This is a genomic window from Stenotrophomonas indicatrix (genome assembly GCF_050573115.1).
Classification (GTDB): domain Bacteria; phylum Pseudomonadota; class Gammaproteobacteria; order Xanthomonadales; family Xanthomonadaceae; genus Stenotrophomonas; species Stenotrophomonas lactitubi_A.
This window is the reverse complement of record NZ_JBNYZT010000001.1, coordinates 892020-905391: the sequence shown is the minus strand read 5'-3', so window position 1 is coordinate 905391 and position 13372 is coordinate 892020. Positions and strand designations below refer to the sequence as shown.

Sequence of the window (13372 nt, the reverse complement as noted above, 5' to 3'; positions counted from 1 at the left end):
GAAGGTCCCGTTACTGCTTGTTCGAATCGGTGGCGGCCGGTTCGGCCTTGTCGGCCTGGTCAGCCTTGGCCGGTGCCTTGGCGTCGGCCGGAGCTGCGGCAGGCGCGCCCGGAGCAGCAGCGCCGGCGGCAGGCTTGCCGTTGGCGTCCTGGCCCGGGGTCCACGGCTTGGCCGTGGCCGGCGTGCCTTCCTTGACCTTCTGTACGCCGGCGACGACCACCTTGTCTCCGGCGGTCAGGCCTTCGCTGACCAGCCAGTTGCCGTTCTGCGCGCCGTCGGTCTTGACGTTCTTGCGGACGACCTTGCCGTCGGCGCCAACCACCATCACATAGCCGCCGGTGGTGTCACGCAGCAGCGCCTGCTGCGGCACCAGGTAAGCGTTGTTGCGCTCGCCCAGGTTGGCCTGGAAGCTGACGAAGGCACCCGGCAGCAGGATCTTCTGCGGGTTCGGCAGCACCGCACGCAGCGACACCGCGCCGGTGGCCGGGTCGACCGTGGTCGAGGAGAAGTCCAGCGTGCCCGGCTCGCTGTAGGTGCTGCCGTCGGCCAGCTTGACGTTGACCGTGGCCTTGCCGTCGCCGGACAGGGCCAGCGTGCCCTTGGCCTGCTGCGCACGCAGCTGGGTCAGTTCATCCACGCTCAGCGAGAAGTTCACGTACAGCGGGTCGAGCTGGTCCACGGTGGTCAGCAGGGTCACATCCCCCTGGCCGACCAGCGCGCCTTCGGTGACCTGCTGCTTGTTGGCCACGCCGCTGATCGGGGCGGTGACGTTGGTGTAGCCCAGGCTGATGCGGCTGCTGGTCACCGAGGCTTCGGCCTGCTTGACCGAGGCCAGCGCGGTGCGCTCGGCCGACTCGGCGTTGTCCAGGTCGGCCTTGGACACGAACTTCTGCGGTGCCAGCGAGCGGGCGCGGTCAGCGGCGACCTTGGCGTTGGCGTAGGTCGCGCGTGCCGAAGCCAGCTGGGCTTCGGAGGCGCTGAGCGAGGCGCGCAGCGGTGCCGGATCGATCAGGAACAGGGTCTGGCCCTGCTTGACCTCGCTGCCTTCCTGATAGACGCGCTTGAGCAGCACGCCGGGTACGCGGGCGCGCACATCGGCGCTGCGGAACGGCGACAGGCGACCGACCAGCTCGCGCTGCAGCGGCAGGGTCTGCGGCTTGGCGTCGATCACGCCCACCTCCGGCGGTGGGGGCGTCGGCTGTTCCGGCTTCTTGCAGGCAGCTACGGCGACAGCAACGGCGCACGTCAAGGCAAGGGTGCGGAGTGGGGCGGTCATCAGGAGGAACTCCGGGGTTGGTTTGAAGACGGGGCCGGCGAGGGCTGCGGCGCGAATGCGCGCAGGAAGCCATCGACGGAGAACTCTGCCCAGCGCCGACGCAACGCTGCGTCATCACGATGGGGGGTATGGAAGCGCTGTTTGTCGAAATCCTGACCGGCGATCATGCTCAGCAGCAGTTCGGCCATGAAGTGCGGGTCGTCATGCCGCAGCAGACCGCGACTGCAAACGGTTTCAATCCATTCAGCAAGATGAAGCGTCAGCGCGCCGGCGCCATGCCGGTACAGCGTACGCGCCTCTTCGGGAAACTGTGCTGCATCGGCGGCGATCAGGCGGCAGGCCTGGCCGACGTGGGGCTGGTTGAAGTGCTCCAGGAAGTCGGTGGCGAACTGCAGCAGGCTGCCACGCAGGTCGTCACTGCGGAGTGCACGCAGCATGGCGCCGGTCGCGTGACCGACGTGGCGCTGCATCACCCGCCGCAGCAGGGCCTGCTTGTTGCCGTAGCGCGAGTACAGGGTCTGCTTCGAGCAGCCAGCATGCTGGGCCACCGCATCCATGCTCATCTGCATGCCCTGTTGGGCAAGCAGTTCGCGCACGGCATCGAACACGCGCTCATCACGCGCGTCGAGGGCGACAGGAAGGTAGGCCGGATTCACGCGGTGGACTATACCGTCCAGTTCAGGATTGTGGAATCGCCGATGTCGCCGCGTGTGTCTTCCGGTAACACGTTTTGCCGATCCTGTCGGCAACGCTGTGCGAACGCGATGCCCATACCGGTGCGAACTGAATAGGGCGTCTAAACCGCAGCAAACCCGAATCTGGTTATTCCGTCCTGCAGCAAGGCCTTTTCGTGCGGTAGGGCTACAATTTCATTTTCCCAACTGAGCAAGCGCGCCGCTCTGCCATGAAACCGCAAAAAACCGCAGCCAAGACCGTGAAAAACAAAAGCAAACCAGTTGAGTCGGAGGTCGCAGTGACCGCTGGTTTCTCCCTGGAGCCGGTGTACACGGCCTTGCGCAAGCGTTACCCCGCGGCCGCTCAGGCCGAGGCAGTGGCATTTGCCTCCAGCTTCTACAAGCGCATGGAGGCCGACGAGTTCCCCCATCACAGCGCTGAGGAATGGGCCGCGCTTGCCGCCGAAACGCTGGAATTCGCCCGCGCCCGCAAGTCCGGCAAGGCCAACGTCCGCGTCTTCAACCCGACGGTGAAGGCCAATGGTTGGGAATCGCCGCACACCGTGCTGCAGATCATCAACGACGACATGCCGTTCCTGGTCGACACCGTGACCATGTCGCTGGCCGAGCATGGCGTTGGCGTGCATGTGCTGGGCCACCCGGTGCTGCATTTCACCCGTGACAAGGCCGGCAAGCTGACCAAGGTCGGCGAGGGCCAGCTGGAATCGGTGATGCTGCTGGAGATCGACCGCCAGCCGGCCGAAGCCATGGCAGACATCGAGCAGGCCATCAACAAGGCGCTTGATGAAGTACGCGCCATCGTGCGCGACTGGCAGCCGATGCAGGACAAGGCGCTGGCACTGGCCGACGACCTCGGCAGCCGCCAGCTGCCGGTCGACGCTGCCTCTCGCAAGGAAGCACAGGAATTCCTGCGCTGGGCCGCCGACAACCACTTCACCTTCTTCGGCTACCGCGAATACCGCGTCGAGAAGCAGGGCAAGGAAGAGGTGCTGGCGCCGCTGAACGACACCGGCCTGGGCCTGATGCGCGGCAAAGACAAGTCGGCCGCGCGTCCGGTCAAGACTCTGGCTGCCCAAGGCCTGAACACCACGTCCGGGCTGAAGGACGCGCTGATCCTGACCAAGACCAATGCCCGTTCGCGCGTGCACCGCGCTGGCTACATGGACTACATCGGCGTGCTGGAATTCGACGCCAAGGGCAAGATCATCGGCGAACAGCGCTTCCTCGGCCTGTTCACCTCCAGCGCGTACAACCGCCGCCCGTGGGAAATCCCGCTGGTGCGTCAGCGCTACGAACACGTGATGAAGCAGTCCGGCCTGGCTGGCTCCAGCCATAGCGGCAAGGCCCTGCGCCACATCTTGGAAACCCTGCCGCGCGAAGAACTGTTCCAGTCCAGCGAGGACGAACTGTTCCGCACCGCGATGGGCGTACTGGGCCTGCAGGAGCGTGTGCGCAGCCGCCTGTTCCTGCGTCGCGACAAGTACAGCCGTTTCATTTCCGCTCTGGTCTACCTGCCGCGCGAGCGTTTCAACACCGACGTGCGCCTGCGCATCGAAGCGATGCTCAAGGAAGCACTGCACGGCGAGTACGTGGACAGCTCGGTGGTGCTGGGTGAATCGCCGTTGGCCCAGGTGCACCTGATCGTGCGTCCGAAGCCGGGCGAAATGCTCGACGTCGATACCGCCGAACTGGAGCAGAAGCTGGCCCAGGTGCTGCGCAACTGGCAGGACGACCTGCGCGAAGCGCTGGTCACCCGCCACGGCGAAGCTGAAGGCCTGCGCATCGCTGCGCGTATCGGCAAGGCGCTGCCGGCTGGTTACATCGAAGACAACAGCACCGCCGTTGCCGCCAACGATGTCAGCCAGCTCGATGCGCTGACCGGCCCGGACGACCTGCGTTTGAGCCTGCAGGCCGTGCCGCGCGAATCCGGCGATGGCCTGCGCCTGAAACTGTATCGCCAGCTGGATGACATCCCGCTGTCGGACGCGCTGCCGATGATGGAAAACATGGGCCTGCGCGTGATCGCCGAGCGTCCGTACCGCCTGTCGGTGGACAACGCACCGGTGTACGTGCAGGACTTCGAAGTCGAGTCGACCGCCGGTGCGATCGACGCGGCCAGCGTCGATGAAGCCTTCGGTGAGACCTTTGCCCGCGTCTGGCACGGCGATGCCGAGAACGATGCCTTCAACCGCCTGGTGCTCGCTGCCGGCCTGCACTGGCGCCAGGTCGCCATGCTGCGTGGCTACTGCAAGTACCTGCTGCAGACCGGCGTGCCGTTCTCGCAGGCCTACGTCGAAGGTACCTTCACCCGCTACCCGCTGCTGGCACGCCTGCTGGTCGAACTGTTCGAAGCCCGCTTCGATCCGGCCACCGGTCATGAAAGCAAGGAAGACATCGCCACTGGCCAGGCGCAGCTGAAGGCCCACCTCGATGTGCTGGCTGCCGGCGACGAGGCCACCCTGAAGGTGCTCAAGACCGTGGTCGACGCCCGCAAGGGTGACCGCGATGCGCAGATGCAGGCCGCGCGCGAAGCGCTGCTGAAGCTGATGGACCGCGTGTCGAGCCTGGACGAGGACCGCATCCTGCGTTCCTTCATGGGCGTGATCGATGCGACCCTGCGCACCAGCTACTACCAGACCGATGCCAACGGCCAGCATGGCCATGTCATCAGCTTCAAGTTCGATTCGGCCCTGGTGCCGGACCTGCCCAAGCCGCGTCCGTACCGCGAAATCTTCGTGTACGGCCCGCGCGTGGAAGGTACCCATCTGCGCTTCGGTGCCGTCGCCCGTGGCGGCCTGCGCTGGTCGGATCGTCGCGAAGACTTCCGTACCGAAGTGCTGGGCCTGGTCAAGGCGCAGATGGTCAAGAACACCGTCATCGTGCCGGTCGGCGCGAAGGGCGGCTTCTTCGCCAAGATGCCGCCGGTGAATGGCGATCGCGATGCGATCTTCGCCAACGGCGTGGCCTGCTACAAGCTGTTCATCCAGGGCCTGCTGGACATCACCGACAACATCGTCAACAACAAGATCGTGCCGCCGGTGGATGTCGTGCGCCATGACATGGACGATCCGTACCTGGTGGTGGCCGCCGACAAGGGCACCGCGACCTTCTCCGACATCGCCAACGGCCTGGCCATCGCGCATGGCTTCTGGATGGGCGATGCGTTCGCCTCCGGCGGTTCGGTCGGTTACGACCACAAGGGCATGGGCATCACCGCGCGCGGCGCATGGGAGTCGGTCAAACGCCACTTCCGTGCACTGGGCCGTGACAGCCAGACCCAGGACTTCACCGCGGTCGGCGTCGGCGACATGTCCGGCGACGTGTTCGGCAACGGCATGCTGCTGTCGCGCCACATCCGCCTGCTGGCGGCGTTCGATCACCGCCACATCTTCCTGGACCCGAACCCGGATGCAGCGACCACGTTCGTCGAACGTGAGCGTCTGTTCACCGTGCCGCGTTCGAGCTGGGCGGACTACGACGCCAAGCTGATCAGCAAGGGCGGCGGCGTGTATCCGCGCAGCCTGAAGTCGATCGAGATCACCCCGCAGGTGCGTGAGGTGCTGGGCCTGGACGAGAGCGTCAAGGCGCTGTCGCCGAATGACCTGATGAGCGCGATCCTGAAGGCACCGGTCGACCTGTTGTGGAACGGCGGCATCGGTACCTACGTCAAGGCCGCCAGCGAGCAGCACAGCGATGTCGGCGACCGCGCCAACAACGCCCTGCGCGTGAACGGTGGCGAGCTGCGCTGCAAGGTGGTGGGCGAAGGCGGCAACCTGGGCATGACCCAGCTGGGCCGCATCGAAGCCGCCCAGGCCGGCGTGCTGCTCAACACCGACTTCATCGACAACTCGGCCGGTGTGGATACCTCCGACCATGAAGTCAACATCAAGATCCTGCTCAACGATGTGGTGCGGGCCAAGAAGCTGACCGTCGAACAGCGCAACAAGCTGCTGGCGTCGATGACCGACGAAGTCGCTGCGCTGGTGCTCAACGACAACTACCGCCAGAACCAGGCCCTGAGCCTGATGGAGCGGATGGCGGTCAAGCGCCTGGGTTCCAAGCAGCACTTCATCCGTACCCTGGAACAGCAGGGCCTGCTGGATCGCCAGATCGAGTTCCTGCCGTCCGATGCGGAGCTGTCCCAGCGTAAGGCGCGTGGCCAGGGTCTGACCCGTCCGGAACTGTCGGTGCTGCTGTCCTATTCCAAGCTGGTGGCGTTTGCCCAGCTGCTGGATTCGGACATCCCGGAAGATCCGTACCTGTCCAAGGAACTGCAGCGCTATTTCCCGACCCCGCTGCAGAAGAAGTATGCCGACGCGATGGAGCGTCACCGCCTGAAGCGCGAAATCATCGCCACGGCCGTGACCAACCAGACCATCAACCGCATGGGCGCCACCTTCCTGATGCGCATGCAGGAAGACACCGGCCGTTCCATTGCCGAGGTCGCCAAGGCCTACACCATCAGCCGCGAAACGCTGGATGCCCGCGCGCTGTGGGCGCAGATCGACGCCCTCGACGGCACTCTGCCGGAGTCGGTGCAGATCGATGCGCTGGAAGTGATCTGGAAGCTGCAGCGTTCGTTCGTGCGCTGGCTGCTGTCGCGCCCGGGCCCGATGCCGGGCATCACCGAGGCGGTCAACCGCTACCAGGGTCCGTTCAACGACATCCGTGTTGCTTCGGGTGTGCTGCCGGATTCGCAGCGTCCGACCTACGAGGCCCTGGTGGCCGAGTGGAAGGAAAAGGGCCTGCCGTCGGCACTGGCACAGCAGCTGGCCGAACTGCACTTCCTGGAGCCGGCGTTCGACATCATCGAACTGGCCCGTACCCGCAAGCTGAAGCCGGTGGATGTCTCCAAGATCCACTTCCGCCTGGGCGACGCCCTGCAGCTGCCGTGGCTGTTCGAGCAGGTCGACGCGCTGGAGGTCAATGGCCGTTGGCACGCGGTGGCACGTGGCGTGCTGCGCGACGAACTGGCCGCACACCACCGCAGCCTGGCTGGCCAGGTGCTGGCCACCAAGGGCAGCACCGCTGAAGCCAAGGTGGCCGCGTGGATCGGCCGTGACGACAGCAGCCTGCGTTTCACTCTGGCGATGCTGGCTGAGCTGGCCGAGCAGAAGACCCTGGACTACCCGACCGTTTCGGTCGCGGTGCAGCGCCTCGGTCAGTTGGCTGCCCACGGCGCGTAAGTGAAGTAGTGCCAGGCCATGCCTGGCATGCGTGAACCGGAACGGCCCCGCGAAAGCGGGGCCGTTCTGCATTGCACGGTAGTGCCGGCCGCTGGCCGGCAACCGCATGAACTGCAACCGGGTGCAGCTGCCGGCCAGCGGCCGGCACGACCGGGTATGCTCTTGCTGGCACACCCACCCGGATCCACCGATGAGCGACACCCTTCGCATCGCTTTCCTGGCCAGTACCACCGAGCCGGCGCAGATGGCCCGCGCAGCGATGGTCTCGCGCTATGGCGACCACGCGCCGGACCAGGCTGACGTGCTGTGTCCGCTCGGCGGCGATGGCTTCATGCTGCAGACCCTGCATCGTCACGGACACCTGGGCAAACCGGTATTCGGGATGAAGCTGGGCACGGTGGGTTTCCTGATGAACCAGTACCGTGGCGACGACGACGTGCATGTGCGCATCGCCCGCGCCGAGCCGGCCCACCTTCGGCCGCTGGAAATGGTGGCGCTGACCGAATCGGGCACCACCACCGGGTCGCTGGCCTACAACGACGTCTCGCTGCTGCGCCAGACCCGGCAGGCGGCGCATATCGGCATCGACCTCAATGGCCAGGAGCGGGTGGGCGAGCTGATCGGCGATGGTGTGCTGGTGGCCACCCCGGCCGGAAGTACCGCGTACAACTACTCCGCGCATGGACCGGTGCTGCCGCTGGGCTCGCACACCATCGCCCTGACGCCGCTGGCCCCGTATCGCCCGCGGCGCTGGCGCGGCGCCATCCTCAAGGCTGACACCGAAGTGCGCTTCCGCGTGCTCGATCCCTACAAGCGTCCGGTCAGCGTCACCGCCGATTCGCACGAGACCCGCGATGTGGTCGAAGTGACGATCCGTGAGTCGCGCGAGCACCGGGTGACCCTGCTGTTCGACCCGGAGCACAACCTGGAAGACCGGATCCTGAGCGAACAGTTCGTTTTTTGACGACAATAGGCGGCCGGCACTGCCGACCGCTTGAAGGACCCCACCGATGGGCGACAACTCCCCCCGTTTGCTGACCGTCGCGGTGACCTCGCGTGCGCTGTTCGACCTGGAAGAAAGCCATGCGCTGTTCGAGAGCGATGGCGTGGCCGCCTATGCCGAGTACCAGCGCCAGCACGAGGACGACATCCTCGGGCCGGGCGTGGCCTTCCCGGTGGTGCGCAAGCTGCTGGCGCTGAACCAGGGCGCCAGCCCCGAGAACCCGCGCGTGGAAGTGATCCTGCTGTCGCGCAACTCGGCCGATACCGGCCTGCGCATCTTCAACTCCATCCAGCACTACGGACTGGGCATCATCCGCGCGACCTTCACCGCCGGTGAGCCGACCTGGCCGTACGTGAAGCCGTTCGGTACCGACCTGTTCCTGTCGGCCAACCCGGAATCGGTGCGCAGCGCGCTGCGCCATGGCATCGCTGCGGCGACCATCCTGCCCAAGCCTCCGGGCGAGACCGCTGCCGCTGCCGCAGACCAGATCGACATCACACGTCCAGCCGGGCAGCTGCGCATTGCCTTCGACGGTGATGCGGTGATCTTCGGCGATGAGAGCGAGCGCATCTCGCGCGAGCAGGGCGTGGAAGCCTTCGGCCGGCACGAGCGCGAGCGGGCCCGCGAGCCGCTCAGCGGCGGGCCGTTCCGCGGTTTCCTCTCTGCGCTGCACACGTTGCAGGAAGTGTTCCCGGCCGGCGACAGCGCGCCCATCCGCACGGCGCTGGTGACCGCGCGTTCGGCACCGGCGCATGAGCGGGTGATCCGAACCCTGCGCGAATGGGGCGTGCGCCTGGACGAGGCCCTGTTCCTCGGTGGGCGACACAAGGGCCCGTTCCTGCAGGCGTTCGGTGCCGATATCTTCTTTGATGATTCGCAGCACAACATCGACAGTGCACGTGAACACGTGGCCGCCGGCCATGTGCCGCATGGGGTCGCCAACGAGGGGTAGGGCTTGCCCTGGTTGCCAACCTTGGTTGGCGCTCCTTCGTATCAACGCCCACCAAGGTGGGCAGCTACCAGAGCGCCATGCTCCGGTAGTTGCCAACCTTGGTTGGCATCGCCGTTGATCACGCCACGGGTCCGGTTACGGCGTGGCTGACATCCCCAGCTGCAGGTCCACCACCTTCCAGCGCAGGCCCTGCGGTTCCAGCACCACCTTCAACGGTGGTTGACCAGGGCCGCGATCGACGTCGACCACGAAACGGTCCAGGGCTTCGAAGTGGTGTTCGGCGTTCTTCAGCGGTCGTGCCGGTTCGGTCGTGCCGAAGGCATCGCCACCCTGCAGTTCATTGCGGCCGCGCTTCCACAGCACGTGGCCCTGCAGCATCGCGCCGATGCCGGTAGGGGTGACCATCGTTTCCACCGCGGCACCGCCCAATTGGTCACTCAACCCGTACAGCAGCGCGCCGAAGGGGCTGGCAGCTACCTCGGGGCCGGCCTGGCGCACCAGGTAATCATTGAGCTGGGCACGCAGACTGGTGCGCACGCGTGGGAAATCCACGTAGCGCTCCAGGCGCGCGGTGTCCCGCTGTTCGATGGCCTTGGACAGGCCATGCACGGTCAGGTACGGGCCGCCGAACCACCAGCCCGCCACCACGACGATCAGCAGAACGAGGATGCCAATGAGCTTCTTCATGGTGCACAGCCTGCCGCAAGTGAGGGTGCCGGTGGTGAACGACGGGTGATGCCGGTGACGGCGCCGGTGCCGGTCAGAACTCCAGATCCAGCGCGGCGCAGAGGTAGTCGACGAACGGGCCCAACCCTGCCAGATCCTTGCCAAGCGTGGACAGCAGGCGCGGGCCCGTCATGGTGTCATCGTCCAGCGAACGCCACATCACCCAGTTGCGATGCTTGAGGTCATCGATGAACTCGAAGTCGGCGGGGAAGCCGCGCGGTGGACGCACCAGCTTCTCGGTTTCCTCGAAGTCGAAACGCTTGCGCAGCGCCGGTGCATGCGCGGCTGCCTTCCAGCTACCGGGGTTGTCGAGGATGAAGTGGCGGACGCGGCGCTGGGTTTCCGGTTCGGGATGCCACAGCCCGGCGCCGACGAAGCTCTCGCCCGGTTGCAGGTGCACGTAGAACGAGGGCGCGGCCACTTCGCGGCGGCGCTCATGGAACAGGCGCGCGCCCTGCCAGATTTTGTACGGCGACTTGTCATGGGAGAAGCGCGCATCGCGGTGGATGCGGAACAACGAGCCGCCCACGCCACGGGTGTCTGCGCGGAAGTGTCCGCTCACCTCTGTCAGCGCCGGCTGCAGGTCGCCCAGCAGGCGCAGGAACGGCTGCCGCACGTGGTCTTCGTACTGCTGGCGATGGTCGTTGAACCAGGCCTTGTCGTTGTGCAGCGCCAGGCTGCGCAGGAACTTGAAACTGGCATCGGAGAAATAGGTGCTCACAGGTCCTCCTGCAGGTGCTGGCCCCAGTCACGCAGCGATTGCAGCAGCGTGGCGCGGCGAACATCGTCGGGTGCTTCGGCCGCCAGCGCATCCAGCTGCTGCTGGTACTGGGCCAGGTTGAGTTCGCCCAGGCCTTCCTCGCCGGACAGGCGCTGGCGGCGATAGGCATTCCAGCGCTCGCGTTCTTCCGGTGCGAGGCTGCCGGGATGATTGCGGGCGCGGTAGCGGAACAACAGCTCGGGCAGCCGCGGGTCGCGGAAGCGGCCTTCCAGTGCAGCCAACTGTTCCGGTGGCGTGGTCCGTGCCAGTGCCAGCAGCGGCTTGTCGCCGGCACCGAGGAAGCCGTCGTACAGCGAAGCGTCCACGTCGGACACGCTCGCCGCGCGCGGCTGGTTGTAGACCTGGCGCGCCTTCTCGGCCAGCTGCGGTGCGAACGCGCGCAGTCGTTCGGCCTTGGCTTCGATCGCTGCCACGTCCAGCCCGAGTCGTGCGTGGTCATCGGCGCGCAGGTGGTTCCAGGCCACCAGCGCTGGCACCTTGTTCAGGTGCACTTCCTTCAACGGCACACGGGCGACGCCTTCGGGCAACTCGCTGGCACGCAGGTACAGGCGCTGGGCGATCACCTCGGCGGGCAGTTCCAGCAGGTCATCGATGTCACCGTCGAGGTCGAACACGATCACCCGGTTGTTGATGGTCGGATGTACCGCCAGCGGCAACACCGGCGCCGCGCACAGGCGGCTGGCCGGGTAACGCATCGAGATATGCAGCACCGGCTTCAATGCGGTGATGTCGAGCAGGTTGCCGACGAAACGCTTGTCGCGCAGCTTCAATGCGTAGTCCCACAGGCGCGGCTGCGACTGCTTGAACAGGCGCGCCATGCCGATCGTCGCGCGCACGTCCGACAGTGCTTCGTGGGCATCGCCCTCGCGCACGCCATTGGCCTCAGCCAGGTGTTCGAGCTTGAACGACGTGGCGCCGTCCTCGCGCTTGGGCCAGTGGATGCCCTCTGGTCGGATGGCATGCATCAGCCGCAGCATGTCCAGCAGGTCCCAACGCGAATTGCCGTTGCGCCACTCGCGCTCGTACGGGTCGTGGAAGTTGCGGAACAGACCGTAGCGGATGAACTCGTCGTCGAAGCGCAGGGTGTTGTAGCCCAGCGCGCAGGTGCCGGGACGCGACAGCTGCTCGTTGATGCGATCGAATGCTTCGGCTTCGCTGATGCCTTCGGCCAGCGCCTGCTGCGGGGTGATACCGGTGACCATCGTTGCCATCGGCGAGGGCAGCAGATCGTCGGCCGGGCGCACGAAGAAGCTGACCGGCATGTCGATTTCATTGAGATCGCTGTCGGTACGGATCGCCGCGTACTGGGCGATGCGGGTACGACGCGGATCCTGGCCGAAGGTTTCCAGGTCATAGAACAGGAAGCTGTCGGCCATCAGTGCGCGCCCTCCAGCACCGGCAGCCGCGCATGGATCTGCGCCTCCAGTGCGTTCCAGTCGATGTTGTCCAGGGAGTCGTGGCCCGCGGTGGCGGCGATCAGCATCTCGCGCTGGATGTCGGTGCGGCGCAGTGCCTCGGCATAGGGCGTGTGCAGGAACGTCACCATCGTGTAGTGCGGGACGAAACGCGTGGGCCAGCGCCGCTGCAGTTCCTGTTCCAGCTCACGCTGCAGCAGGAAGGCCGGATCGGCCACCCGGTCGCGCATTTCCAGATAGTTCTCCAGCGCCATCTGCTGGATCGCACGCGCGTTCGGTTTGCGCTCGGCTTCGAACGCGGCGAAGGCGCTCTGCAGGTCGTCCGCCTCCATCAGATGGCGGGCCAGTGCCACGCAGTCTTCGAACGCACAGTTCATGCCCTGGCCGTGGAACGGCACCATCGCATGCGCGGCATCGCCGATCAGCACGGCGCGGTCCTGTTGATGCCAACGCTCCAGGGTGAGCGTACCGAGCAGGCCCGGCGGATGCTGCTCCCAGTCCGTACGCAGGTTGGGAATCAGCGGCAGGGTATCGGCGAACTCACGCGCGAACAGTGCTTCAGCCTGGATGCCGGTGTTGACAGTAGCGAAGCTCGGATCGCCCTGGTTGGGCAGGAACAGGGTGACGGTGAACGTGCCTTCGTGGTTGGGCAGGGCGATGCACATGTAGTGGCCGCGTGGCCAGATGTGCAGCGCATTGCGCTCGATACGGAAGCCGCCATCGTCGGTCGGCGGGATCTCCAGTTCCTTGTAGGAATGGTCGAGGAAGGCAATGTCCTCGCCCAGCGGTTCGCGCCGGTTCATCGCCGCACGCAGCGCCGAGCCTGCGCCATCGGCACCCACCAGCGTATCGAAGCGGATATCGTGCGGACTGTCGTCACGATCATCGATGAAGCGCGCGTAGCCGGCATCGAAATCGACCGTATGCAGGCGGCGGTGGAAATGCACGGTGGCACCGGCCTGCTCGGCCAGTTCCAGCAATGTGGTATTGAGGTCGCTGCGATGGATCGACCAGATCACTTCGCTGTCGTCGCGACCATAGCGCTGCAGCTGTGGCTCGCCCTCGCGTGGATGCACCATGCGTCCGCGCATCATCACCGCGCGCGCCATCACTTCGTCTTCCACGCCGGCCTGGCGCAACGCGTTGCGTCCGCGCTCGGCCAGGGCCAGGTTGATCGAGCGGCCGCTTTCATAATCGGCGATGCGCGGATCGCCACGGCGTTCGTACAGGGTGATACGCCAGCCCTGCCGTGACAGCAGGATGGCCAGCAGGGATCCGGCCAGGCCGGCGCCGACAATGCTCAGCGAGCGGGATGCATGTGCGATCAACGAACTGTCC

Annotated in this window: 9 protein-coding genes; 3 read left to right on the top strand and 6 right to left on the bottom strand. The window is 66.0% G+C overall.

Annotated features, from left to right (window positions below; translation table 11 throughout):
- Positions 1 to 10: 10 nt before the first annotated feature.
- Entirely contained in the window at positions 11 to 1276 is a 1266-nt protein-coding gene (locus tag ACQ5SA_RS04075) for an efflux RND transporter periplasmic adaptor subunit (RefSeq protein ID WP_499312826.1), read from the bottom strand.
- On the bottom strand, positions 1276 to 1932 hold the full coding sequence (locus ACQ5SA_RS04070; RefSeq protein WP_230112641.1) for a TetR/AcrR family transcriptional regulator: 657 nt from the start codon (positions 1930 to 1932) through the stop codon (positions 1276 to 1278). The genes ACQ5SA_RS04075 and ACQ5SA_RS04070 overlap by 1 nt, the downstream gene beginning before the upstream one ends.
- Positions 1933 to 2180: 248 nt before the next feature.
- Here ACQ5SA_RS04070 and ACQ5SA_RS04065 point away from each other — a divergent pair, with 248 nt between their 5' ends.
- From ACQ5SA_RS04065 to ACQ5SA_RS04055, 3 genes are all read left to right on the top strand, one after another.
- Complete coding sequence (locus ACQ5SA_RS04065; RefSeq protein WP_499312824.1) at positions 2181 to 7157, top strand: NAD-glutamate dehydrogenase; 4977 nt, start codon at positions 2181 to 2183, stop codon at positions 7155 to 7157.
- Between the two features lie 190 nt (positions 7158 to 7347).
- Positions 7348 to 8121 (top strand): NAD kinase, encoded by a 774-nt coding sequence (locus ACQ5SA_RS04060; RefSeq protein ID WP_499312822.1) that lies wholly within the window; start codon positions 7348 to 7350, stop codon positions 8119 to 8121.
- A gap of 46 nt (positions 8122 to 8167) precedes the next feature.
- The gene (locus tag ACQ5SA_RS04055) at positions 8168 to 9112 is read left to right on the top strand and encodes a 5'-nucleotidase (RefSeq protein WP_033831508.1); all 945 of its coding nucleotides are present in this window, start codon (positions 8168 to 8170) and stop codon (positions 9110 to 9112) included.
- Between the two features lie 135 nt (positions 9113 to 9247).
- On the opposite strand, the gene ACQ5SA_RS04050 is transcribed toward ACQ5SA_RS04055, so the two are convergent.
- From ACQ5SA_RS04050 to ACQ5SA_RS04035, 4 genes are all read right to left on the bottom strand, one after another.
- Complete coding sequence (locus ACQ5SA_RS04050; RefSeq protein ID WP_499312820.1) at positions 9248 to 9799, bottom strand: DUF2939 domain-containing protein; 552 nt, start codon at positions 9797 to 9799, stop codon at positions 9248 to 9250.
- A gap of 73 nt (positions 9800 to 9872) precedes the next feature.
- Positions 9873 to 10559, bottom strand: a complete 687-nt coding sequence (locus ACQ5SA_RS04045) for a DUF2461 domain-containing protein (RefSeq protein ID WP_499312818.1) — start codon at positions 10557 to 10559, stop codon at positions 9873 to 9875.
- Complete coding sequence (gene sbcB / locus ACQ5SA_RS04040; protein WP_499312816.1) at positions 10556 to 11995, bottom strand: exodeoxyribonuclease I; 1440 nt, start codon at positions 11993 to 11995, stop codon at positions 10556 to 10558. The genes ACQ5SA_RS04045 and sbcB overlap by 4 nt, the downstream gene beginning before the upstream one ends.
- Positions 11995 to 13362: an FAD-dependent oxidoreductase gene (locus ACQ5SA_RS04035; RefSeq protein WP_353098606.1), complete on the bottom strand. Its 1368-nt coding sequence runs from the start codon at positions 13360 to 13362 to the stop codon at positions 11995 to 11997. Before ACQ5SA_RS04035 ends, sbcB begins: the two co-directional genes overlap by 1 nt.
- Positions 13363 to 13372: the final 10 nt, after the last annotated feature.